Origin of the sequence: Microbacterium sp. PA5, assembly GCF_049860775.1 — a bacterium.
Lineage (GTDB): Bacteria > Actinomycetota > Actinomycetes > Actinomycetales > Microbacteriaceae > Microbacterium.
Genome location: NZ_CP187567.1, coordinates 2835535 through 2859896 on the forward strand (window position 1 = coordinate 2835535; position 24362 = coordinate 2859896).

Annotated in this window: 20 protein-coding genes; 9 read left to right on the plus strand and 11 right to left on the minus strand. The window is 71.7% G+C overall.

Going from position 1 to position 24362, the window contains the following annotated elements; translation table 11 throughout:
• Window positions 1–46 precede the first annotated feature (46 nt).
• Window positions 47–787: a hypothetical protein gene (locus ACPWUT_RS13420; protein WP_284529088.1), complete on the plus strand. Its 741-nt coding sequence runs from the start codon at window positions 47–49 to the stop codon at window positions 785–787.
• A gap of 184 nt (window positions 788–971) precedes the next feature.
• On the opposite strand, the gene ACPWUT_RS13425 is transcribed toward ACPWUT_RS13420, so the two are convergent.
• From ACPWUT_RS13425 to ACPWUT_RS13440, 4 genes are read right to left on the minus strand one after another with little or no spacing between them, the layout of a single operon-like run.
• Window positions 972–2213, minus strand: coding sequence for an FAD-binding protein (locus ACPWUT_RS13425; protein ID WP_425838464.1), 1242 nt, complete (start codon window positions 2211–2213; stop codon window positions 972–974).
• A gap of 47 nt (window positions 2214–2260) precedes the next feature.
• A complete protein-coding gene (locus tag ACPWUT_RS13430) occupies window positions 2261–3775 on the minus strand; it encodes an alpha-N-arabinofuranosidase (RefSeq protein WP_425838467.1) in 1515 nt (504 codons plus the stop codon).
• 45 nt (window positions 3776–3820) lie between these two features.
• Window positions 3821–4666: a carbohydrate ABC transporter permease gene (locus ACPWUT_RS13435; RefSeq protein ID WP_425838470.1), complete on the minus strand. Its 846-nt coding sequence runs from the start codon at window positions 4664–4666 to the stop codon at window positions 3821–3823.
• Window positions 4663–5625, minus strand: coding sequence for a carbohydrate ABC transporter permease (locus tag ACPWUT_RS13440; RefSeq protein ID WP_425838473.1), 963 nt, complete (start codon window positions 5623–5625; stop codon window positions 4663–4665). Before ACPWUT_RS13440 ends, ACPWUT_RS13435 begins: the two co-directional genes overlap by 4 nt.
• 177 nt (window positions 5626–5802) lie before the next feature.
• Here ACPWUT_RS13440 and ACPWUT_RS13445 point away from each other — a divergent pair, with 177 nt between their 5' ends.
• Together ACPWUT_RS13445 and ACPWUT_RS13450 are read left to right on the plus strand one after the other, a co-directional pair.
• Complete coding sequence (locus ACPWUT_RS13445; protein WP_425838476.1) at window positions 5803–7068, plus strand: ABC transporter substrate-binding protein; 1266 nt, start codon at window positions 5803–5805, stop codon at window positions 7066–7068.
• A 64-nt stretch (window positions 7069–7132) separates the two neighbouring features.
• On the plus strand, window positions 7133–8374 hold the full coding sequence (locus ACPWUT_RS13450) for a family 1 glycosylhydrolase (protein WP_425838479.1): 1242 nt from the start codon (window positions 7133–7135) through the stop codon (window positions 8372–8374).
• Window positions 8375–8405: 31 nt separating this feature from the next.
• Here the strand turns inward: ACPWUT_RS13450 and ACPWUT_RS13455 are convergent, their stop codons facing one another.
• Entirely contained in the window at window positions 8406–9410 is a 1005-nt protein-coding gene (locus ACPWUT_RS13455; RefSeq protein ID WP_425838482.1) for a LacI family DNA-binding transcriptional regulator, read from the minus strand.
• Between the two features lie 91 nt (window positions 9411–9501).
• Window positions 9502–13194: a proline dehydrogenase family protein gene (locus ACPWUT_RS13460; protein WP_425838485.1), complete on the minus strand. Its 3693-nt coding sequence runs from the start codon at window positions 13192–13194 to the stop codon at window positions 9502–9504.
• A gap of 132 nt (window positions 13195–13326) precedes the next feature.
• Between ACPWUT_RS13460 and ACPWUT_RS13465 the strand changes: the two genes are divergently transcribed.
• The 3 genes from ACPWUT_RS13465 to ACPWUT_RS13475 are packed head-to-tail and all read left to right on the plus strand — an operon-like array spanning window position 13327 to window position 15515.
• Complete coding sequence (locus tag ACPWUT_RS13465) at window positions 13327–14211, plus strand: LysR family transcriptional regulator (protein ID WP_284529085.1); 885 nt, start codon at window positions 13327–13329, stop codon at window positions 14209–14211.
• A 57-nt stretch (window positions 14212–14268) separates the two neighbouring features.
• Entirely contained in the window at window positions 14269–14922 is a 654-nt protein-coding gene (locus ACPWUT_RS13470; protein WP_425838488.1) for a hypothetical protein, read from the plus strand.
• Entirely contained in the window at window positions 14919–15515 is a 597-nt protein-coding gene (locus ACPWUT_RS13475; RefSeq protein WP_425838491.1) for a hypothetical protein, read from the plus strand. The genes ACPWUT_RS13470 and ACPWUT_RS13475 overlap by 4 nt, the downstream gene beginning before the upstream one ends.
• Window positions 15516–15886: 371 nt before the next feature.
• Here ACPWUT_RS13475 and ACPWUT_RS13480 read toward each other — a convergent pair whose 3' ends face one another.
• Window positions 15887–17224: a hypothetical protein gene (locus ACPWUT_RS13480; RefSeq protein WP_425838494.1), complete on the minus strand. Its 1338-nt coding sequence runs from the start codon at window positions 17222–17224 to the stop codon at window positions 15887–15889.
• 70 nt (window positions 17225–17294) lie between these two features.
• Here ACPWUT_RS13480 and ACPWUT_RS13485 point away from each other — a divergent pair, with 70 nt between their 5' ends.
• The gene (locus ACPWUT_RS13485; protein ID WP_425838497.1) at window positions 17295–18854 is read left to right on the plus strand and encodes a collagen-binding domain-containing protein; all 1560 of its coding nucleotides are present in this window, start codon (window positions 17295–17297) and stop codon (window positions 18852–18854) included.
• Here the strand turns inward: ACPWUT_RS13485 and ACPWUT_RS13490 are convergent.
• The gene (locus ACPWUT_RS13490; RefSeq protein WP_425838500.1) at window positions 18851–19411 is read right to left on the minus strand and encodes a thioesterase family protein; all 561 of its coding nucleotides are present in this window, start codon (window positions 19409–19411) and stop codon (window positions 18851–18853) included. The two genes, ACPWUT_RS13485 and ACPWUT_RS13490, sit on opposite strands and share 4 nt — an antisense overlap.
• A 132-nt stretch (window positions 19412–19543) precedes the next feature.
• Here ACPWUT_RS13490 and ACPWUT_RS13495 point away from each other — a divergent pair, with 132 nt between their 5' ends.
• Window positions 19544–20047 (plus strand): GNAT family N-acetyltransferase, encoded by a 504-nt coding sequence (locus tag ACPWUT_RS13495; RefSeq protein ID WP_284529078.1) that lies wholly within the window; start codon window positions 19544–19546, stop codon window positions 20045–20047.
• A gap of 5 nt (window positions 20048–20052) precedes the next feature.
• Window positions 20053–20808 carry a nucleotidyltransferase domain-containing protein gene (locus ACPWUT_RS13500; protein ID WP_425838503.1) on the plus strand — a complete coding sequence of 252 codons (756 nt, stop codon included), beginning with the start codon at window positions 20053–20055 and terminating at the stop codon, window positions 20806–20808.
• 18 nt (window positions 20809–20826) lie between these two features.
• Here ACPWUT_RS13500 and ACPWUT_RS13505 read toward each other — a convergent pair whose 3' ends face one another.
• From ACPWUT_RS13505 to ACPWUT_RS13515, 3 genes are read right to left on the minus strand one after another with little or no spacing between them, the layout of a single operon-like run.
• Window positions 20827–22599 (minus strand): cytochrome b/b6 domain-containing protein, encoded by a 1773-nt coding sequence (locus tag ACPWUT_RS13505; protein ID WP_425838506.1) that lies wholly within the window; start codon window positions 22597–22599, stop codon window positions 20827–20829.
• Window positions 22599–23570, minus strand: coding sequence for an electron transfer flavoprotein subunit alpha/FixB family protein (locus tag ACPWUT_RS13510; RefSeq protein ID WP_425838509.1), 972 nt, complete (start codon window positions 23568–23570; stop codon window positions 22599–22601). The genes ACPWUT_RS13505 and ACPWUT_RS13510 overlap by 1 nt, the downstream gene beginning before the upstream one ends.
• A 10-nt stretch (window positions 23571–23580) precedes the next feature.
• Entirely contained in the window at window positions 23581–24357 is a 777-nt protein-coding gene (locus ACPWUT_RS13515) for an electron transfer flavoprotein subunit beta/FixA family protein (protein ID WP_425838512.1), read from the minus strand.
• Window positions 24358–24362 lie beyond the last annotated feature (5 nt).

The following is a 24362-nucleotide window of genomic DNA, read 5'->3' on the forward strand; positions in this document are numbered from 1 at the left end:
CCGCCCCTTCACACGCATCGGGCGCGACATCTGCGATGCTGTCCCCATGGTCCGTCGAACGGGGGAGGAGACCCGGGCACTCCTGCTGCGGGTCGGCATGCAGATGCTGATGGAGCGCGGCGTGACCGCCGGCGTCCAGCACATCCGGATCCAGGACGTCCTGCGAAGAGCGGGCCTCACCACCGGGGCGGCCTACCGCCTGTGGGTGGACCAGACCGACTATCAGCGCGACCTGGCCGTCGCCATGGTGCGCCTGCGCCTGAGCGGGCCGGCGGACCACGCGCGTGCCGCGGTCGAGGATCTCATCGCCGCCGGCGCCAGCGGCGACGACATCATCCGCGCCGCCTCCGCCGCCCACCTGCGCAGCGCATCCGCCGACACCGACGACCCGGCCGACGCGATGGATGCGCAGTCCTTCCTCATCGCCCTCGCCCTGCGCACGACCGCGCAGACCTGGCCCGAGCTGACCGAGGCCAGCCGCGAGCGCCACCGCGAATCGATCGCGGCGTTCGCGGAGTTCTATGCGCACGTCATGGCGGCCTACGGGCTGCGGATGAAGGAGCCGCTCACCATCGAGGACTTCACCGAGGCGATGGCCGCCCTCGGCGAGGGCTTCGCGGTGCGTGCGCTCGAAGGGATCGATCACCCCACCTACGTCGCCGGCCCGGAGGCGGAGATCCCCGAGGGTCCGTGGACCCTCTTCGCCCTTGGCGTGCGAGCGCTCGTGAACGAGTTCACCGTGCCGGTCGAAGGCGGCGAACGCCCTCCCGCGGACCGCGCGCCGTGAGAGCTCTGGGGTCGAAGACATCGACCCCAGAGCGACACTCCCCCCGTGTGTCACGTCGGCCATCGGCTCCGCCGAGCTGGAACTGGCCTCCGCTGCGCGCTCCCCAGCAGCGCCCTTTCATGGTCACCCGTGGCCTGCTCCCCGGGCTAGAAAGATAAGTTGTTTCTCGTGACGGCGGCGGTCGTCACACGCCCAGCCGCGCGGTCCAGGCGTTCGCGAATCGCCGGTGGGGATCGCGCCGTGCGCGGAGGGCGACGACGTCGTCCCAGCGCGGGTAGCGCGCGGCGACCGCGTCGCCGGCCAGCGCGAACAGCTTGCCCCAGTGCGGACGCGCCGACGGAGGCAGGGCCGCCTCGATCTCGGGGAGAAGCGCCATCACGGCGGACTGATCGCGGACCCAGGTGAAGTGGATGCCGACGACGTCGGTCCCGAAGGCGGGGCTCAGCCACAGATCGTCGGCCGCGACCGTGCGCACCTCGCAGACGAGCACGAGCGGTGCGATCCGCGACGAGAGCCCTCGCACGGCCTCGATCGCGGCGCGCGCGTCGTGTCGCGGCACCAGGTACTCGCTCTGCAGCTCCTCCCCCGCCGATGGGGTGAACGCCAGGCGGAAGTGCGGGAGGCGGTCGAACCACGGTCCGCGAACGCCGAGCTGCGGCGTGCACGGCTCCGCGTCGATGCCGGGAAGGGGGTGGCGGGGACCGTCCGCCGGCCGCGCTCCCAGCGACGAGAGGTCGGGCGCGGCCTCACGGGTCTTCATCCAGATCTGGTCGACGGCGTCGGCGTCCCGCCACGTCGTGAACAGGCTCACGCTGTCGCCGCTGCGCTGCACGTCGTCGAAGCGGGCCAGCACGTCGTCCCACCGCGCCCCCTCGAAGACGGTCTGCGCCATCTCGAACGCCGGCTCCGTGTCGAGCTCGAGCGCGGTCACCACGCCGAGCGAGCCGAGCGACACCACCGATCCGTCGAAGTCCGGATCGCCGCGCTCGACACGGATGAGCTCCCCCTCCCCGTCGATGAGCTCCATCGCCGACACCTGCGTGGCGAGCGAGCCGATCCGCTCCCCCGACCCGTGAGTGCCCGTGGCCACCGCTCCGGCGATCGAGATGTGCGGCAGGGAGGCGAGGTTCGCCAGGGCGCGGCCGCGGTCGTGCAGCCAGGGCGCGAGGTCGCCGTAGCGGAGCCCGCCGGGCACCCGCACGACGCCGCGCGCGCTATCGAGCTCCGGCCCGCCCTCGAGCGCGGCGAGCGACAGCAGCGTGCCGTCGGTGTCGGCGATGTCGCTGAACGAGTGGCGACTGCCGACCACCCGCACCCGCTCCGCCGAGGCGACAAGGCTCGCGACCTCGTCGACGGTCGTCGGCGCAGCCACCGCCGCGGCCGAGAAGGCCACATTGCCCGCCCAGTTGGTGCCTGCCTGGCTCACGTCGGCTCCTTCGCATCCCGCCGGCCCGCCGGCGCTCGCTCCGGGGATCAGCCCAGGGCGAGTGCCGTCCACGATACGGGAGGAAGCGTGACGGTCAGCGTCCCCTCCACGACGGCGGCCGTCGTGTTGGGCCGAGGACGCACGCGGTCCGGATCGGCCAGCGTGTTGGCGGCGGACGTGTCGGCGTCGTGGAGGGTGTGCGACTCCACCACGGCGGCCGCGTTGCCCAGTCCGCGGACATCGACCGTAACGGTGACCGGCTCAGTCAGACTCCGGTTGACGAGAAACACGGCGGTGCGTCCCGCCGCGGCGTCGTGCGTCGCGACGGCGTCGACGAGGGGCACATCCCCGTACGCCTCGGTGACGTAGGTCGGGGCGTCGACGGCGACCTGGAGCGCCTCGCCGCGGGCGAGGCGGGAGGTGAGCGAGAACGGGTAGAAGGTCGTCTGGCGCCAGGCCGGGCCGCCGGGTTCGGTCATGATCGGGGCGATCACGTTGACGAGCTGCGCAAGGGAGGCCGACGCGACACGATCGGCGTGCTTGAGGAGCGAGATGAGCAGGCTGCCGAACACGACGGCGTCGGCGACCGAGTAGACGTCTTCGAGCAGACGGGGTGCGATGGGCCAGTTGTCGATCCCCTCGATCTTGTCCACTCCCTGGAACCGGTCGATGTACCAGACGTTCCACTCGTCGAACGAGAGGTCGATCCGCTTCTTCGAACCGCGCACGGCCCCGACGTGATCCGCCGTCGCCACCACGGCGTCGATGAACGCGTCCATGTCGACCGCGGATGCGAGGAAGCTCGCGAGGTCGCCCCCGCGTTCTTCGTAGTACGCGTGGCACGAGATCAGGTCGACGTCGTCGTAGGTGTGGGTGAGGACCGCGCGCTCCCATTCGCCGAAGGTGGGCATGTGGGCACTCGATGACCCGCAGACGACCAGCTGGATGTCGGGGTCGAGTTGGCGCATGGCCTTCGCCGTCCGCGCCGCGAGCTTGCCGTAGTCGTCGGCGGAGCGGTGCCCGAGCTGCCACGGACCGTCCATCTCGTTGCCCAGGCACCACATCCGCACGTCGAACGGCTCCGTGCGGCCGTGTGCCGCCCGCTGATCGCTCAGTGTCGTGCCGCCGCGGATGTTGGCGTACTCGAGCAGGTCGATCGCCTCCTGCGTGCCACGCGTGCCGAGGTTGACCGCGAGCATGAGGTCGCTCCCCACCTTGTCGAGCCACCCCGCGAACTCGTGCAGTCCGATCTCGTTGGTCTCGGTGGAATGCCAGGCGAGGTCGAGCCGCCGCGGGCGCTCGGCACGCGGTCCCACCGAGTCCTCCCAGCGGAAGCCCGACACGAAGTTGCCCCCGGGATAACGGATCGTGTCGACGCCGAGCTCCCGGACGAGCTCGATCACGTCGGTGCGGAACCCCTCGGCGTCGGCGCTCGGGTGTCCGGGCTCGAAGATGCCGTCGTAGATGTGACGGCCGAGGTGCTCGACGAAGCCGCCGAAGAGCTTGCGGCGGACGGGCCCCACGGCGAAGCGGGGGTCGAGCGAGAGTCGTGCGGAAGGCATGGCGGGCTTTCTGGTCAGCGGGCGGGTCGATGCGACGAAGGACGTCTACTTCAGGCCGCTGGTCGCGACACTCGCGACGAACCGGCGCTGAAGGAAGAGGAAGAGGATGGCGAGCGGAAGGAGGGCGATCAGCGAGCCCGCCATCATCACGCCGAAGGGGATGATCCCGCCCGGTCCGGTCAGGGCGGTGAGCCCCGAGGTGATCGTGCCCATCGCCGGGTCGGTGGTCATCACGAGCGGCCAGAGGAGGTCGTTCCAGTTGTTGACGAAGTTGTAGACGCCGAGGGTCACGAGCGCCGGGATCGCGTTCGGGAGGACGATGCTGCGGAAGATCCTGAACTCCGAGGCGCCGTCGACGCGGGCAGCGCTGTCCAGGTCGCGCGGCAGCGACAGGAAGAACTGCCGGAGGAAGAAGATGCCGAACGCATCCGCCGCCCGCGGAGCGATGAGCCCGGCATAGGAGTTGATCCAGCCGAGGTCGGCCACCAGCTGATAGACGGGGATGAGCGTCGCCTGGAACGGGATCATGAGACTCCCGATCAGGGCCAACAGCAGGATGCGGCTGCCACGGAAGTCCATGCGGGCCAGGACGTAGGCGGCGAGCGCGTCGAACGTCAGCGACAGCAGGGTCACCCCGCCGGCGAAGACGAAGCTGTTGACGATCAGGCGGGCGAACGGGAGGTCGCGGAAGATCCGGCCGAAGTTGTCGAGCGTCCAGGCATCCGGGACGAGCGTCGGCGGGAAGGCATTGACCTCCGCGACCGGCTTGAACGCCGTGAAGACGACGATCGCGATCGGCAGGATCGTGACGAGAGTCGCGACGAACACGACGGCGAACAGCACCGCGGGCGCGAACCGACGCCGCAGAGGCATGGTCGTGCCGGCGCTCATACGGCGGCCTCCGCGCGACGGCTGCTGATCCAGAACTGGATCAGACCGAGGATGAGCGTCGCGACGAGCAGGACGTATGACAGGGCGGCGGCGAACCCGAGGTCGAGATCCTTGAAGCCGGACTGATAGATCTGCATCACGACGGTCTGCGTGCTCCGGTAGGGGCCGCCGCCGGTGAGGACGTAGATCTGGTCGAACGCCTGAAGCGCGGCGATCGTCGCGATGACCACGACGAACCCGGTCGTGTTGCCCAGGAGCGGAACGGTGATGTGGCGGAACCGCCCCCAGGCGCCCGCGCCGTCCATCCGCGCCGCCTCGTACAGCGAGGGCGGGATGTCCTGGAGGCCGGCGAGGAACACGATCATGTAGAAGGGGAAGGTCTTCCACACGGCGATCAGCGCCACGGCGGGCATCGCGAGTGCGGGGTCCTGGAACACGTTGCCGATCTGCACGCCGAGGCCGCGGAGCCAGTAGTTGACGAGTCCGATCTGCGGATCGAGCAGGTACTGCCAAGCGAACGCGGCGACGGCCAGCGAGACGATGAACGGGATGAACAGGAACGTCCGGAAGATCCCGCGGAGGGGGAGCCGCGGGTGGTTCAGCGCCAGAGCGAGGAGCAGGGCGACCACGACGACCGTGGGCGTGAACAGCGCCGCGTAGAGGACGGTGTTCCCCATGGAGCTGAGGACCTGCTCATCGGTGAAGACGGCGAGGTAGTTCTCGAGCCCGATGAACTCCGGCACACGAAAGCCGTTGGCGTTCGTGAACGACAGGAGGAGCGCGCTGATCATCGGCCAGAAGACGAACGCCCCGAGGATCGTGACCGCCGGGATCAGGAACACGAGGATCGTCAGCCGCCGCCGCATCCGCGCCGAGAGCGGGCCGCGTCCCCCGAGCGGTGCGGGCGGCACGTAGCGCTGCCCGGGCCGGGAGCCGGGGTGGGTGGCAGTCGTCGCCATCGATCCTCCAAATACAACGTTGTAGTCACAAAGTAGGAACGGGGCGCCTCGCTGTCAAGTCGGCACTTGACACGCGTCATCGCCTCGCGCACCATGTGAATTGCAACGTTTACCTACATCGTTGTATCCGGACCCGAACCTAGAGTCGACATCGATGTCGAAAGGAAGCTCCCGCTGATGAGAAAGTTCCTCGCAGTCACCGCACTGAGCACGGCCGCCGTCCTCGCCCTCGCCGGCTGCGGCGGCGGCGCCGATCCCGGCCCGGCCGACGGACAGCCGATCGAGATCGACTTCTGGCACGGCTACACCGAGGCCGATGGCAAGGTGCTCGACGACCTGGTCGCCGAGTTCAACGCCTCGCAGGACGACGTGGTCATCACCCCGTCCACGAAGCCATGGGCGACCATCCTCGACACCGTGCTCCCCGCCCTCACCTCGAAGACCGGCCCCCAGCTGCTGGCACTGCCGCCCGAGAACATCCCCGTCTACGCCTCACAGGGGGCGCTCCTCCCGCTCGACGAGTGGTACGACGACGCCGACAGCGGCGCGGGCGCGCTGAACGAGCAGGCGGTGGCCACCGGAATCGTCGAAGGCGAACGCTACGGCGCCCCGCTGAGCTTCACGCCGCTGACGATGATCTACAACAAGACGCTCTTCGAGGACGCCGGCGTCGAGGTGCCCACGACGTGGGACGAATGGGTGACGGCGGCGAAGGCGCTCACCGTCGACGATGACGGCGACGGCACGCCCGAGCAGTACGGTCTCGCGCTCGCCGACCACGCCTCGGTCGGCAACGGCGTCTGGATGTCGCTGTTCAAGAGCGGCGGCGGTGATGTCGTCACCGCCGACGGCAAGGTCGTCGTCGACTCCCCCGAGAACGTCGCGACCCTGTCGTACTGGGCCGATGCCGTGCGCAACGACAAGATCTCGCCCGCGGGCCTCTCCGGCGTGGACACCGACGGCCTCTTCAGCTCGGGCAAGGCGGCGATGACCCTCGCAGGCCCCTGGATGGCGAGCGTCTCCGAGGGGGCGGGTATCGACTACGGGATCGCGCCGATCCCCGCCGGTCCCGCCGGCGCCGCGGCCTCGGCGCTCGCCGTCGATCTGACGGTCACGTCCCAGGCGAGCGAGCAGGAGCAGACGGCCATCGCGCAGTTCCTCACGTGGTTCTACCAGAAGGACAACATGATCACGTGGTCGCTCGGATCGGGCTGGCCGCCGCTGACCACCGACGTGGCGGCTTCCGACGTCGCCGAGAACCCCGTCGTGTCGGCGCTGACCGACCAGTCCTCGCTGGGCGTCGCCCTGCTCCCGGGCGTCATCCCGTCGACCGACATCCTCACCGAACTCGACACCGCCACCCAGAAGGCACTCGCGGGAGACGATCCCGCCGCACTCCTGGCGGCGGCACAGACCGCCATGACGGCGACCCTCGCCGAATAGTCCACCCACTCGACGTGGCGGCGCCCCGCACGGGTGCCGCCACGTCGCCGCACGAAAGAGCACCATGACCGCATCCCCCTGGTACCGCGACAGCCGCCTGCACTTCGCCCTCGGCGTCGAGGACACCTTCGTTCCGCAGGAGGAACCGGGGCGTCGCGCCCTCGACGAGTACGAGCTCATGCAGCACTACCGCTTCTGGGAGCTCGATCTCGAGCTCTGCGAGCAGGCTGGCGCCACCTTGGTGCGCTGGGGCATCCCCTGGTATCGCGTGAACCCTGCACCCGGCGAGTGGGACTGGTCGTGGCTCGACGAGGTCATCGACTGGTTCGACGCTCACCGGATCGATCTCGTCGCCGACCTCGTCCACTACGGCACGCCCCTCTGGCTCGAGGGCGAGTTCACCGCCCCCGACTACCCCGAACGCGTCGCCGAGTACGCCGCCGCCGTGGCGGAGCGGTACCGCGGGCGCATTCGCCACTACACGCCGGCGAACGAACCGCTGCTCAACGTCATGTACTGCGGCGAGTTCGGCCACTGGCCGCCGTACCTCACCGGCGACAGCGGGTTCGTCGCGGTGCTGAAAGGGATCTCCCGGGGCATCGTGCTGACGCAGCGCGCGATCGCCGCCGCCGATCCGGACGCCGACTTCGTGCACGTCGAAGCCTCGTTCCGCTTCGACGGAGAGACCGCCGTGCACGCGGCCACCGTCGAGCATCTGCGTCATCGCGCCTACCTCGTGCAGGACCTCGTGATGGGCCGGGTCGACGAAGCGCATCCGCTCACCCCCTACCTGCGGGCGCACGGTTTCACCGATGACGAACTCGCCTGGGCGCGGGACAACACCGCGCAGCCGGACGTCGTCGGCGTCAACTACTACCCACAGCACTCCACCGAGCTGTTCGAGGAGGGCGTGACGCTCTCCGGCGGCCCGGGTGAGCTCCGGCCACGGCTCGACGCCGGCACGGACGGGCTGAAGGAGGTGCTGACGGCCTTCGCCGAGCGCTACGGACGTCCGGTGTTCCTGACGGAGACGGGATTCACCGGGACGGAGGACGAGCGGATCGCCTGGCTGCGCGCCTCGGTCGACGCCGTGGCCGAGCTCCGCGCCGACGGCGTCGATGTGGTGGGCTACACGTGGTGGTGCATCACCGACATGTACGAGTGGACGTACCGCCACTCCGATCTACCGGCGCGCGAACATCTCCTGCGCATGGGGCTGTGGGCCCTCGAGGAGGATGCCGAAGGCGTGCGGCATCGGGTGCGCACCCCGGTCGCCGATGCCTTCCGGCAGGTGGCCGAGGGGTGAGCGCGCCACGGCGCGACACGCGGCCCCGTGACTAGGCGGACTCCCTGCGGAGGACGGAGAAGTCGACGCGCACCTCACGCGGTTCGATCGCGTCGCCGCGTCGTGCGATGCGCTCGACGAGCAGGTCGACGGCTTGGCGGGCGATCTCGCCGCGCCCGGGATCGACGGTCGTGAGGCTCGGCATCGCGTACTGCCCCTCGTCGATGTTGTCGAAGCCGACCACGGCCACATCATCGGGGATCCTGACCTGCTCCTGATGGAGAGCGCGCATCACCCCGAGCGCGAGTGCGTCGTTCATGGCGAACACGGCGTCGAACGTCGTGCCCGAGGCGAGAAGCCGGCGCACCGCCTCCGCGCCCTGCGCCTGATGCCACAGCCCGGCGCTCTCGACCAGGGCGGGGTCGTAATCGACGCCAGCCTCGTCAAGTGCCGCGCGATAGCCGTTCAGCCGCAACGCCGCCGACCCCATGACCTCGCCGGGATGCGCCCCCACCAGCGCGACGCGGCGGCGGCCGGACTCGAGGAGCGTGCGCGTGGCGGCGTGGGCCGCCTCGACGTTGCGCATCGTGACGTGGTCGACCGGTCCTCCGAAGATCCGCTCGCCGAGGAGGACCAGCGGGTAGGGGACGGCGAGCAGCGCGGCATCCGACTGCTCCATGCCGAGCGGGCTGAAAATGAGCCCGTCGGCGTTGCGGGTTCGCGGGCTCGACAGTACGCCCAGTTCGCGTTCGCGATCGCCGCCGGTCTGCTCGATCTGCACGATGAGCCCGTGGTGCTCGGCGCGGGCGATGACGGCGTCGGCGAGCTGAGCGAAGTAGCTGAGGCTCAACTCGGGGACGACGAGTCCGATCACTCCGCTGCGGCCGGAACGGAGGTTCCGTGCCGAGAGATTGGGCTGGTAGTCGAGCTCGGCGATGGCCGCCTGCACCCGCTGCCGGGTCTGAGGGCGCACGTTCGGATGCTCGTTGACGACGTTCGAGACGGTCTTGATCGATACGCCCGCGAGTCGAGCGACATCGTGCAGGGTCGCCGCCATCGGACCTCGTTCCTCGCTCCGCGCACTCCCCGCCGGAGAGCGCTGGCCTCACATTACAACGTTGTTCCCGTCGCGGCACGCATGGCGGCCCTCAGATCACGGCCTCGCTCCACCGGTCCGGATTGCCGAAGCGGTGCGCGGTGATCGTCACGGACTGCTCGTGCAGGAACGGCAGCAGCTCGAGGCGACCCGCGGTGGTCACCTCGTTGTCGTAGACCGCGATGTCCGGGTCGCCCCCGGTCGCCTCGGCCAGCGCGGTGTGCGCCGCCGCCACCGCCTCGGCCGATCCGACCAGCCGCACCCGATGCGCGTCGCCCGCGCCGAGACGGGCGATCCACTCGGCGTCCGTCTCGACGAACACGGGGACGTCGACGCCGGCGAGGGCGTGGCGGACGGCGGCGGGGATGCCGACGGGTGCGCTCAGGGTGAAGGTCGCGCCGGCGCGCACCCCGGCCACGACGACCCGCAGCACGGCCTGCCACGACGCGTCCGACGTCGCGCGGATCGACACCGGCACCGGCCGGTAGCGGAACAGGTTGCGCTCGACGCCGAGCGCCGAGACGTCCCGCACCCGCCCGAACTCGCGGTCCCACGCGACCGCGTCCGACAGCGCGCCCCGGCGCAGCCACTCGAAGGAGTCGTAGTCGAGGGTCGGCTGGGCGGCCTCGATGACCGCGGTGATGCGGCTGTCGAGTCCGCGCAGGTGCAGCGTCGACGACTGCGCGGCGCCGGCGGTGGCGCGCCAGGAGCCCAGCCCGATGAGGTAGTTCGGGCCACCGGCCTTGGCGCCTGCTCCGACCGAGGAGCGCTTCCAGCCGCCGAACGGCTGACGCTGCACGATGGCGCCGGTGATGCCGCGGTTGACGTAGAGGTTGCCGGCTTCGACGCGGTCCAGCCAGAGGGCCAGATCGTCGGGGTTCTGGGTGTACAGGCCCGCCGTCAGCCCGTAGGCGACCGCGTTCTGCAGCTCGATCGCCTCGGTCAGCGATCGGGCGTGCATGACGCCGAGCATCGGACCGAAGAACTCCTCGAGGTGCGTACGCGAGCCCGGTCGCACGCCCACGCGGATCCCCGGCGTCCAGAGCCTGCCCTCGGCCCCGGGCGCGTCGACCTCCGACGGCTCGACGAGCCAGCGCTCCCCCTCCTCCAGGGAGTTCCCCGCTGTTCCGAGAGCCCAGGCGAGCTTGCCCTGCGGCGGCTCGATCACCGGCCCGACCTCGCTCAGCGGATCGGACGGCATCCCCACGCGCAGCGAGCGCGTGGCGTCGACGAGCTGCCGCGCGAAGCGCTGGGAGCGGCCGACCGAGCCCACGAGGATCGCGAGCGACGCGGCGGAGCACTTCTGTCCGGCGTGCCCGAAAGCGCTCTTCACGAGGTCGGCCGCCGCGAGGTCGAGATCGGCGGAGGGCATCACGATCATCGCGTTCTTGCCGCTGGTCTCGGCCAGCAGCGGCAGATCGGGGCGCCACGAGCGGAAGAGGGCGGCCGTGTCCCACGACCCGGTCAGGATCACGCGGTCGACGTTCGGGTGCGAGATGAGCCGCTGTCCGAGAGCGCCCTCGTCCACGTCGACGAGCGTGACGAGCTCCCGCGGGAGGCCGGCCTCGTCGAGCGCGTCCCAGATCGCCTCGGCGACCACCGCCGCGCACCGCCGCGCCTGCGGAGCGGGTTTGAACACGACCCCCGACCCGGCGGCGAGCGCGGCCAGCACGCCGCCCGCCGGGATCGCGACCGGGAAGTTCCAGGGCGGGGTGACGAGCGTCAGCCGCGCGGGCACGAACACCGCACCGCTCACCCGGTCGAGTTCGCGGGCGGTCGCCGCGTAATAGTTCGCGAAGTCGACCGCTTCGCTCACCTCGACGTCGGCCTCCGCGAACACCTTTCCGGTCTCGGACGCCGCCACTTCGATGAGCGCCCCGCGCCGCTTCTCGAGGGCGCGCGCGGCGGACTGGAGCACGGTGCTGCGCTCGACGGCCGGCGTCGCCCCCCACGCCGCGGCGACCTCGCGCACGCGCGCGACGGCGGCCTCCAGCGTCTCGGCGTCGTCGATGCGCGCCGCGGCGATGGTCTGGTCGCCCTGCGTGGAGGTCGTCACGCGTCCGAGGATCTCCCGCGCCCACTCCCGGTTGCCGGGCAGGGCGGGATCGGTGTCGGGCGCGTTGCGGAAGCCCGGCGCACCGCCGCGTCGCAGCGGCGACCGTGACGCGGCCGACTCGTGCGACGCGAATACCGCCGTCTCGACGAAGGCATCGTCCTCGTCGGCGCTGATCGTCAGCACGGCCTGGGTCAGCGCCGACTCCGCCGCGGGTCGCGGGAGGGGGACCGTGGCGGCATCCACCCCGGCGTCCGGATCCGACGCCGTCTCGGCGGGACCGGCGCCGTCCACCGAGGAGCCGCGACGATCCTGCTGCCGGTTCGGCGTGTCGGGGAGCATCCGGTCGCCCGCGCGCTCCACCGACTGCACGAACCGGTCCCGCTCGCGGGCGAACATCTCAGGGTCGTCGGCGAGATCGAAGGCGGCCGAGAGGAAGTTCTCGCTCGATGCGTTCTCCTCCAGCCGTCGCACGAGGTAGCTGATGGCGACGTCGAACTCGTCGGGGCGGACGACGGGCACGTAGAGCAGCACGTGGCCGACCTCGCGCGACACCGCCTGCACCTGGCCCTGGGCCATCCCGAGGAGCATCTCGAACTCGACCGCGTCGCGGACGCCGCGCTCACCGGCCAGAAGCCACGCATAGGCGATGTCGAACAGATTGTGCCCGGCCACGCCGATGCGGACGGCCGCCGTGTTCTCGGGGCGCAGCGCCTCGTCGAGGCACCGGAGGTAGCCGGCGTCGGAGTCCAGCTTCGATGCGTGCGTCGCCAGGGCCCAGCCGTGCATGACGGCGTCCACGCGCTCCATCGCCAGGTTCGCCCCCTTCACCAGGCGCACCTTGATGCGTCCGCCGCCCGCGGCGACGCGCTCCCGCGCCCACGCGGTGAGCCGCCGCAGGGCCGGCAGCGCGTCGGGCAGGTAGGCCTGGAGCACGATGCCCGCTTCGAGGCCCGCCAGCCGCGGGTCCTCGAGGATGCGCGTGAACACCGCGATCGTCAGGTCGAGGTCGCGGTACTCCTCCATGTCGAGGTTGATGAACGTGGGCGCCGCGCCGTCGCCCCCTGCCGCCGTGAGGTACAGCGGCAGCAGGCGCTCCACGACCGCGTCGACGACCTCGTCGAAGGCCCACATGGAGATGTGGCTCGCGATCGCGGACACCTTGACCGACACATAGTCGACATCGTCACGGCGGATGAGGTCGTGGATGCCGTCGAGGCGCCGCAGCGCCTCGGACTCGCCGAGCACGGCCTCGCCGAGGAGGTTGAGGTTGAGGCGCGCCCCCGTCTCGCGCAGCCGTGCGATCGCGGGCCCGAGTTTCTCGGGACGCGCGTCGACGACGAGGTGACCGACCATCTCGCGCAGCGCCCGGCGGGCGATCGGCACGGTGGGCGCGGGCAGCACGGGCGCGACGGCACCGCCGGTGCGCACCGCCCCGCGCAGGTACCAGGGCAGGAAGTCCGGCACGAGGGGAGCCACGCGGCTGAGGTTGGCCGCGGCGGCCGTCAGGCTCTCGGGGCGCATGACGCCGTCGACGAAGCCGATCGTGAACGGCAGGCCGTTCGGGTCTTTCAGCACACCGGCCAGCCGCTCGGCCGCGGGGTCCACGTCGGCCTCCGCCGACTCCGCCACCCATCGCTGCGCCAACGCGATCGACTGCTCGACCAGTTCCGTGATCGCCTCCCCTGCCATGTCCGCCCCTTCCGCCACGACTCCAGCCTGCCCCGAGTTCATCCCTTCAGGGTGAGGCACCACCACGCTTCGAGAAAAGCGACCATCTACGATGGTTATCGTTCGTTCCTGTCGATCATTTGAGAGGCACCCGTGTTCGAGCTGCGACGGCTGCGTCTTCTCCACGAGCTCGCCCTGCGCGGCACGCTGTCCGCCGTCGCCGAGGCGCTCGCCTACAGCCCGTCGACGGTGTCGCAGCAGCTCGCCCAGCTGGAGCGGGAGGCGGGCGTCCCCCTCCTGGAGCCCGACGGGCGACGCGTCCGCCTCACCGAGCACGGCGCCGCCCTCGCCGCCCACGCCGCCCGAGCCCTCGCGCTCGACGAGCGCATTCGCGCCGAGCTCGAGACGCTGCGGCCGGGCGTCGCCCCCGTCCGCATCGCCGTCTTCCAGACCGCCGCCCGCGCCCTCGTGCCGGCGGCGCTGACCCTCCTTGCCGAGCGCGCGCCGCAGCTGCGCGTCGAGGTCGCCGAGACCCCGCCCGAAGAGGGCCTGTTCGAGCTGTCCGCCCGCGGCTTCGACCTCGTGATCGCGGAGCAGTACCCCGGTCACACCCGCGAGCACCGCTCCGGCCTCGAGCGCCACCTGCTCGGCACCGACCCGGTGAGGGTCGCCTCCGCCGACGGCGCCCGCGATCTGGCGTCCCTCCGCTCCCGCCCGTGGGTGCTCGAGCCGCGCGGCACCGCCGCCCGCGACTGGGCCGTGCAGCAGTGCCGGGCCGCGGGGTTCGAGCCCGATGTGCGCTTCGAGCTCGCCGATCTCACCGCGCACGTGCCGCTCATCGCCGCCGGTCACGCGGTCGGGCTCCTTCCCGACCTGCTGTGGGCCGGCGAGCGCCCGCCGCTGCGGCTGACCGACCTCCCCGGCGCGCCCGTCCGCGAGGTCTTCACGGCCGTCCGCCGCTCCGACGTGGAGCGCTCGGGCATCCGGATCGTGCGCGAAGCCCTCGCCGACGCCTTCGCCGCCCGCGCCCGGGCCTAGCCCCCCCCACCCGCCCCGGCTGGCTCCCCCGCCCGGGCACTCCCCTAGGCTGTCGGCGTGACCGAACCCGTGCAGGCCCCGCGCCCGAACCGGTTCGCACGGCTGCGGGCCGCCACCGACCGCGTGCCCACGAAATGGTTCGCCACGATCGGGACGGTCCTGTTCCTCGCGGCCACAGCGGCGTTCGGCGGGCTGAACGACGTGCCCGCCGAGGCGAAGACCCTCGACGAGCTGACGGCCGGTGAGACGCACACGAGTCCACAGCTGGCCATCACCGTGGAGCGCGGCGTGCTCATCGACTCGCTGAGCGGCACCGGCGCGTTCCCCGACGAGGAGAAGGGTGAGCGCCTGCTCGTACTGCTCGTCGAGGTCGAGAATCGCTGGGACCGCCCGCTCGCCACGTTCGGCAGCGAGGGGGTGCAGCGCGCCGTGCTCTTGGAGGGGGATGGCCGCGCCGCGGACGGGATCGTGCGCGAGGACGATCAGACCGTGACGCCGTGGCTCCAGCCGGGCGTCCCGGCCCTCCTCGCGTTCAGCTGGGTCGTCCCGGGGGACGCCTACGCCGACGGCGATGCTCTGAAGATCGTCCTCGGCGACGCCACGCTCTACCAGGCGCAGCTGCTCTCGTCCGGGGAGAGCTGGGTGGATCGGGCGCCGGCCGCGGTCGTCACGATCCCGCTCGAAGACGTCGGAGCGGGAGCGGAATCATGAGAGGGTTCCGCGGCTGGCTCGTCGGCATCCTGCTGCTGGTCGCCGCGTGGTTCGTCGCCGCCGCGACGCCCGACGGCGAGGCGCGGATGACCGACCCGTTCCGCGTCACGGCCTCGCTCGGGACACCGGCCGTCGGCGACAACCTCGCCGTGACCGTCCGCGATGTCGTGGTGTCCGACGGGGTGACGGCGAGCGGCGGCTGGCAGGCCAGCGGAACGTGGGTCGTGGTCGACCTCGACGCCTGGACCGTTCGCACCGAGAGCCCTGGCGCGATCGGCGTCGCCTACCTCGTGCTCCCCGACCGCACGATCGCGGCGAGCGAGCGCCCCCTCACCCTCGACCGCACGGCGACCCTCCTCGATTCCCGCCTCCACGTGGACATCCCGCAGGCGGGCTCGCTCGCCTTCGAGGTGCCGGCGGATGCCATCACGGGCGCCGCCGTCCTGCAGATCGCCCAGGACAACGGCGCGGGGCCGGGCGATCCGGCGCTGAGCCTCGAGGGCGACTCCGTCATCGAGATCCCCCTGTCGCTCTCGGACCTGCCCCGGGTGTCCGACCGCGCGCTCATCCGCACCGGATGGGTCAGCCCATGACCCGCGCGTGGTGGCGCCGGAACGCCGTCGCCCTCGCTGTGCTCGTCGTGCTCGTCCCGGCAGGCCTCTTCGCTCTCGACACGCTCGAGTTCGGGACGGTGCGAAACGCCGAGCGGCCGGTCGCCGCCGGCGCATCGACCTCCATCGCGGACTGGGACTTCGGTCCGGTGACGATCGAGCCTGTCGACGCCGCCGAGGTCGGCGCGCCGAGCGGGACCGAGCCGGTCGTCGTGACGATCCGCGTCGATCGCGGCCACCGCTTCCTCGGATGCCAGGCGCCGAGGATCGTCGAGCCCGCGACAGGTCGCAGCTGGATGAGCGTCACCACCCTCGACTGGGCGCCGCCGGTCGGCGCTCAGACGACCTGCACCTCACGCACCGGCATTCCGTACGACCTCGTCGCCCTTGTCCTGCTCCCGAGCGGCGTCGGCGACGACCTCGTCGTCGAGCTCTCCACCGGGAGCACTGCCGCCGGCGGTCTGGACCTCCGCTTCGCTGTCGACCGCTGACAGCCGATCGAGCGTCTCGTCGTACGAGGCGGCGACGACGCTCACCCGCAGCGGCTCGATGATCACCGACACGCCCAGCGTCAGCGCGACGAACACGGGCCCCCAGAACGAGCGGTAGTCGTGCGGGCCGAGCAGTCGCGAGATCCCGATGAGTCCCCACTGCTCCGCGAGGGTGACGACGGTGCTGAGCAGGACGTACGACCCGATCAGCACCGGGCCTGCCCGCCACATCAGCACGAGGGCGCGTCCGATCGGACGGAAGCGGCCGACGAAGCTCTCGCCGAGGTCGGCGAGCCGGCGACGGAGGCGCTGCGGGATGGTGCCGTAGCGGCTTCGCCACCGCTCCACCGTGCGCCCGCCGAGCTGCGGCGCCGCGGCGCGCACCGCCTGCCCGTAGATCACGCCCGCGATCGTCAGCCACGCGACCGGCAGGAGGATGAGGCCGCCTGCTTCGCCGAGCAGCCACTCGACCCCGTCCCAGAGGAAGCCCAGCGGCGCCAAGACACCCACGAGACCCTCCCGGAGGTCCGCGAGCCAGACCATCGCCTGGCGCCCGTCGACCCACGCGGTGAGAAGGCCGAGGGCGTCCTTCACGAGATAGGCGGCCAGGTAGACCCACAGCGCCTCGAGATACACCGCGGCCACGCCCGTCCATCCGGGGAGCCGCGCACGGTAGCGCTGGTGCAGCCACCGCGCCACGAAGGCGCCGAGGAGGAGCGAGAGCGTGAAGGGATCGAAGCCGAGATCGTCGATCGTTCCGGACGTGTCGTAGTCCGCGCCGGCGACGGCGGCGCTCAGGCCCCACTGGAACTGCCAGGCGAACGCACCGTTGATGTACGAGACGACGTCCTCGCGCATGAACCCCCACGCGGTGTAGAACGCCACGAAGGGGAGGATGCCGCCGAGGATGCCGTCGAGGAACGCCTTCCGTCGCGCGCGCGCATCCTCCGGCAACGGCGCCAGGCTCCGCAGCTTCCGCATCCCGTCCCGCAGGACGAGGAACATCGCGACATAGGCCACGAGAAGGCAGAGGGCCGCGAGCGGAAGGAGGAGGATGCCGCCCAGCGCGGTACGCGCCCCCACGAGCGACGCGAGCTCCAGCACGAGATAGTGCGCCAGCGTGCCGCCGAGCATCCACGCCAGCAGCGCAGGCCAGTGCGCGGCCAGGAGGCGCGCGCTGCGCACGACGATCGCGATCACGCTCACACGCTAGCGGGTGCCGCGGTCGAGGCCGTTCCGCATCGGCCTTCGCGTGGGTACCGTGGGTCGGGTGAGTCACCGTCCGACGCGCCGAACGCCCTGGGTGTGGGCGGCGGTCGCCGGTGCGGCGGTCGTGATCGGGATCGGGTCCCCGCTCGCGCCGGCCGTCGGCGCCCCGGGCGACACGATCGGCCCGCTCAACCCGGTGACGGACCCGGTCGGCCACGGACTCGCCCGAACTGCCAACAGCGGATTCCTCGTCTTCGTGGAAGGCGACGTGGTGCTCAACGCCGACGAGGCGGAGGGGACCATCGCCGTCGGCGGCGACCTCTCCTTCCTCACGGCGTACAACATCATCGCCGCGCGCCCGACTTACACGGCCGACGGGGACGACTCCTTCGTGGCGCTCCATGTCGACGGCGGGGTCGTCTGGCCGGACGACGGCTCCCTCATCCTGCGGATGCTGGGCGGGCAGGGATACGCGAAGATCGCCGATGCCTCGACCTACGACGTGCCCGACGCCGCGGGCCAGTCGTTCCGCATCGTCGAGCCCGGTGCGACGTTCGACTCCCAGCCGCGCATCGAGGGCACGATCACGCAGTCCGCCGCGTCGGTGTCCGCCCCGGTGCCGACCGACCTGATCGACATCGCCACCGCATTCGGTCAGTACCGCACGACGGCGACCGTCCTCGGCCGCTGCACACCGACGATCGAGCTCCGAAACCGCGACGACGGATCCCCGCTGCCGGCCCCCGGTCCGGGCTCGAACGGCCGCGTCGAGCTGGTCGCCGGGCAGACCAACGTGCTGAACCTCACTACGACCGCGCTCGAGAACCTCGACAGCATCACGTTCTCGGGAGGACCGACGGCGAGCAACCCGCTTCTTGTCAACGTCTTCGGCACGTCCTTCTCGGGCACCATCCCCAACAGCGCCGGGATCGGCGGCGCCCAGGCGCCGTACATCCTGTGGAACTTCGTGGACGCCGCCTCGGTCGTCGTCAGCGGAGGCGACACTCTCGAGGGCACCCTGTACGCGCCGTACGCCGACCTGAACTGGCAGGTGACGCAGAACATCGAAGGCAACGTCATCGCCGCCTCGTTCGTCCACGGCCCCGCAGCCGGGCCCATCGGCACTCCGCGCGAGGTCCACGACTTCCCCTTCGCCGCCGAACTCACGTGCATCGAAGCGGGCGCGACGCCGACCCCGACGCCGACGCCCACGCCCACGCCGACCGTGACCCCGACTCCGACGCCGACCGCCACGCCGTCGCCCACACCGACTGTCACGCCGACGCCGACGCCGACACCGACACCGACACCGACCGTGACCCCGACTCCGACGCCGACCGCCACGCCGACGCCCACACCGACTGTCACGCCGACGCCGACCGCGACGCCCACACCGACGGTCACGCCGGATGCGACCCCCACCCCGGCGCCGACCGCGACGGCGCCGTCACCCGACCCGAGCGGGCTCCTGCCGGATGCGACCGAACCCCCGGGTGGCGGACTGCCCGCCTCCGGAGGAACGCTCGGCTGGGCGCCGTGGGTCGGCCTCGGCGCACTCACCACCGGTGTTCTCGTCCTCTTCGCCGACCACCGCCACCGGGTGCGCCGGCTGCGGCGCTAGTCCCAGAGACTCGGCGCGGGTGCCTTCGTCGAGGGAAGCGCCGCGCCGACGGCCCAGTCGGTCACCCAAGAGGGCAGCGGCGGCAGGTCGTCGGGCCGGTGGAGCGCCTCGAACAGCTCCTCGGTGTTGACGACGCCGCCCGTTCGCCGGAGGAACCGCGCGCGCACGATCATCTCGGCGTAGACCTCGCCATCCACCACCGCGCGGTGGATCTGGTAGACCGCCTTGTCGTCGTGGCCGTACAGTCGCGACTCGACCGTGAAGCGCTGCCACAGCTGCAGAGACTTGCGGAAGGTCACCGTCTCGCTCGCGACGACCGCGTACCACCCTTGCGCATTCATGGCATCCCAGATGCCGGTGCGGATGAGCAGGTCGAACCGCCCGAGGTCGAACAGCGACGCGTAGCGGCCGTTGTTCATGTGCCCGAGGAGGTCGATGTCGGTCGGCAGCGTGCGCAGCCGCACCCGTCCGACCGAGGTCGGCGCGATGGGTCCGCGGCGGCGCAGCAGCACCTTCGCGCGCCAGATCGTCAGGAGGGTCCGCCACCACACATTCACGAAGCGCGATGCTAGCGATGAGACCCACGTGAATACGAAATCCGTTGTGGGATATCGACAGGCGACGGACCGCTGATTGACACGGCTCGCGCCGATTTCGTGATTGCCCGGGCCGGACGTAGAGTCGGCCCCATGGAAGCCGAACCGCTGACCGACACCGTCGTCCGTCCTGTTCGTGACGTGGATGCCGAGGCTCTCGGCCGCGTGCACGCGACCTGCTGGCATGAGACCTACGATCACCTGATCAGCAAGGCCGCCCTCGAGAACGTCTCCCCCAAGCGCCTGGCCGAGCTGTGGACCCACTGGGCCCAGCAGGGCGAGGGCTTCACGATGGTCGCCGCGCTCGTCGAGGGCGAGATCGTCGGCTTCGCCGGCTCCGGCCCCGCGCGCGACCGCGACGCCCCGCGCAACCGCGAGCTCTACTTCATCTACCTGCTGGATCGCTTCCACGGCACCGGCATCGGGCAGAAGCTGTTCGACGCCGTCGCCTCCGACCCGGAGCTCTACCTCTGGGTCGCCGAGGACAACCCTCGCGCGCACCGCTTCTACACGCGCAACGGCTTCACCCTCGACGGTGCGACGCACACGGAGCCCTTCCTCGGCGAGACGCTGACCGAGGTGCGCTTCGTCCGCTGACCGCAATGTTCACCGTCGAGGAGCGTGAGCTGCTGCGGGGCGCGATGATCGCCCACGCCGAAGAGTCCCCCGACATCGTGGGCGCGGCCCTGGTCGGCTCGGCCGCCCGAGGACGTGAGGACCGCTGGTCCGACATCGACCTGGTGCTGAAGCTGGCACCGGGGGTCGACGAGGCCGTGGTCGTGGACGCGTGGACTGCCTGGATGCACGACCGGGCCGACGTCGCCGACACCCTCGACGTCCACACGCGCGACGCGCGCTACCGTGTGTTCCTGCTGGCCTCCAGCCTGCAGGTCGACGTCTCGTTCTGGCCGCACGACGCATTCCGCGAGACCGAGGACGGATTCGCGCTCATCTTCGGTGACGCCAACTCCCCGACGCGACCGACGCCACCCGACGTCGACGGCCTCATCGGCATGGGATGGCTGTACGCGCTCCACGCTCGCTCGGCCGTGGCGCGCGGGCGCGTCTGGCAGGCGACCATCATGCTCGACCATCTGCGCGACCAGACGATCGCACTGGCCTGCCTCAGCGACGGCCTCGACCCGTGGCATGGGCGCGACGCCGACCGGCTGCCCATCGGGCTGCGCACCGCGCTCGCAGCGGCCCGCGCGGGAACGGTGACGGTCGATGCCCTGTCGGCATCGCTCGCCGCCCTCACGCGCGTCTTCGCCGAGGAGGTCGCGCATCACGACCTCGCCCGCGCGCGACGGCTCGAGGCGCCGCTCGCCGTGATAGCGGAGCGGATGCCCGACCGCTGAGCCGGGTCGAGGTCCTGCTCAGCGGCCGCTGACGGTGCCGAAGAGCTTGGCGATCGGCGCGATGACGAGCGGCCGCGCCGCGATCCAGCCCCCCGCCATCACCGCGACGGAAGCCACGAAGATCCAGAAGCCGGTCCAGTTGTCGGCGTAGGCGACGCCGTCGACCGAGCCCTGCGCGGCGTACATGTGGTTGAGGTTGCGCAGCGCCCCCGTCGCGAACACGAGCGCGACGTGCACGATGATGAACGCCACGAAATAGAGCATCACCGGGAAGTGGACCTTGCGCGCCCACTCGATCGGGTACGCGGCGCTCAGGCGCGCACTCTTCTTGGGCCACACCGCGCTCATGCGGAAGCCGGTGATCGCCGCCAGCGGTGCCGCGAGGAACACCGTTGAGAAGTAGGCGAGCTGCTGCAGCGAGTTGTAGTTGACCCAGCCGTTCTCGGTGGGCCAGTCCAGAGACACGTACTGGAGCGCGGCCGACAGCGCGTTGGGGAACACCTCCCAGCTGGTGGGGACGATCCGCATCCACTGCCCCGTGGCGAACAGCAGCACGACGAAGACGGCGCCGTTGACGAGCCACAGGAGGTCGAGCGCCTGATGGAACCAGATCGTGAGGCTCGTCTTGCCCTTCTTGTTGCGCCGGGGCGTCCAGAACACCGCCGGCCGCTTCTCGGTGCGGATCTGCAGCCCCGTGCGGATGATCAGCAGCATGAAGAAGGCGTTGAAGAAGTGCTGCCAGCCGATCCAGGCGGGGATGCCGACGGGCGCCGACTCGGGCAGGTGGTACTCCCCCGGATAGGCCGCGAGGAAGTCCTGCATCGCGGGCAGCGACAGGACGACGCGCACCAGCGCGACCGCCATGGCCGCGACGACGAGCAGACCCGCGCCGCCGACGAGGAGTGCGCCCGCCCACTGCCCGCGGGTGAACGGCCCGACGCGCGTGGGCTCGGGCTTCGCCGGCGGGCGGTGGAAGGCGGCACGACCGGGCCACACCGTGCGAGGAGCGGTGAGCGGCATGCGCTCGGCCGCGGGGATGACCACTGCGCCGGGTGAGGCGACGGTCGCCGGGGCGGCAGCGGTGACCGTCGGCTCCGATGCGGCGACGTCGACGGTGGGCGACGGCGCGGCCGGAGCGGCGGCCGGGATCGGACCGGCCGGGCCGACCGCAGGGCTGGGGGCTGCGGGGCGTGGGGCGTGGATGCGGATGTCGAGTGCCGGCCAGGGCGCGCCGCCCGCCACGCGGGGCAGACCGCGGCGGACGCCCGTGTCCGCGGCATCCGCGTCGGCGTCCGCGGCGACGGGGTCGGGCGCGTCGGGCGCCGTGGGCGCCGTCGACGGCGCCGGGGCGGAGGCGGCCGAGGCGGAGGCGGTCGGGGCGGCCGCGGGCGCCGGTGCGGTCGAGGCGGCCGCAGACGCCGACGACGCCGCTGACCCTGCCGCGGGCGCCGGGGTCGCTGCCGGGCCCGCTGTGTCCCTGGCGGGCGGCCATGCGTCGCCGCCGGGCGTTCGGGGCAGACCGCGCCGCAGGGCGACAGGCGACCCTGCCGGAGCCGCGGTGCCGATGTCCCCGTCGTGCGTGAGCGCGGCGTCCGACGGCGCGGCCCCTTGCTCCGGCGTCACAACCGGCGGTGCCGCGGGGACGGCGTCCGGCCCGGGCCCCGCGACGGCGTCCGCCTCCGAGGCCGCGTCCGGCTCGGGTGCGACGCCGGCGGGCGGCCAGGACTCGCCGCCGGGACGGCGCGGCAGACCGCGCCGGATCGAGGGCACTCCCGGACCGCGTGTCGCCATCAGGACTTCTTGGTTTCGAGGGCCGCGATCAGCTGCGGGACGACGGTGAACACGTCGCCCACGATGCCGAAGTCGGCGATGTCGAAGATGGGCGCGTCGCCGTCTTTATTGATCGCGACGATCGTCTTCGCGGTCTGCATTCCCGCCTTGTGCTGGATAGCTCCGGAGATGCCGAGAGCGACATACAGCTGCGGCGAGACCGAGACGCCGGTCTGGCCGACCTGGTGGGCGTAGGGGATGTACCCGGCGTCGACGGCCGCCCGCGAGGCGCCGACCGCCGCGCCGAGCGCGTCGGCGAGCTGCTCCACGAGCGCGAACTTCTCCTGGGATCCGAGCCCGCGGCCGCCGGCGACGACCCGTGTCGCCCCTCGCAGCTCGGGGCGCGAGGAGGTCGCCACGACGGCTTCGAACGAGTCGACCGTCGCGGCCGGAGCGCCGGAGGCCGCGACCTCCAGCGCCTGCACGCGCGGCTCCTGCGCCTCGGCCCGCGCGTCGACCGCGCCCTGGCGCACGGTGATCACCGGGGCGCCGAAGGTGGGGGCGCTGGTGACGTTGTAGGCGCCGCCGTAGACGGAGTGCTGCGCCAGCACGCCCTGGTCGTCGCGGACGACGCCGACGGCATCGACCGACAGCGCCAGCGACTGCCGCGCGGCGAAACGGCCGGCGACGTCGCGGCCCTCGATCGAGTTCGACACGAGCACCGCGTCGGGCTGCACGAGGGCGAACGCGGCGGCCACGGCGTCCACGATCGGCGTGGTCAGCGCGCCCGCGTCTCCCGCCGCGGTGAGCACCACCGCGGCACCGAGCTGCCCGGCCGAGGCTGCCGCACCGTCGCCGCCGCCCACCACGAGCGCCACCGGAGTGCCCACCGCGGCGGCGGCGCCCAGCAGGCCGGCGGACGACGAGGCGAGCTCGCCGCCGGGGGTCACGTCGAGCACGACCAGGATCGAGTCATCTGCGAAGTCGGTCATCGTCGTCTCCTCACACCAGCCGGTTCTCGATGAGGTACGCGGCGAGCCTCTCGCCGGCGTCGCCCTCGTCGACGAGCTTCACGCCCGCACCGCGCGGGGGCTTCTCCGTGACCGCCGTCATGATGGTCTGGGGCGCGACGCCGGGGTCGACGTCCACCCCGAGATCGGCCAGCGACAGCGTCTCGAACGGCTTCTTCTTGGCCGCCATGATGCCCTTGAAGTTCGGAAACCGCGCGTCGGGGAGCGCCTCGGTGATCGAGATCACCGCGGGCAGCGGCGCCGTCACGTGCGCGGCACCGCCGTCGGCCGCACGGGTGCCGGCCACCGCGGTCTCGGAGATCTCCACCGCCGACAGCGCCGTCGCGTGCGGCACGCCCAGGTGCTCGGCGAGCATCGCGGGGAGCACGCCGGCGGTGCCGTCGGTGGACAGGTTGCCGGTGATGACGAGGTCGAAGCCCGCCCGGCGGACGGCCGCGGCGAGCACCTTCGCCGTCACGCCGAGGTCGGCGCCGGCGAGCGCCTCGTCGACCACCTGGATCGCCGACGACGCGCCCATCGCGAGGCCCTTGCGGATGGTCGCGGTCGCCGCCTCCGAAGCCATCGACACCACGACGACCTCGGTTCCGGCGTGCGCGTCGGCGTACGAGAGGGCCACTTCGAGGGACCGCTCGCCGATCTCGTCGAGCACCCGCTCCGACGCGTCGCGCTGCGACAGACCGGTCTCGAGGTCGAGCTTGCGGTCACCATAGGTGTCCGGGACTTCCTTGACCAGCACCACGATTCTCATGACGT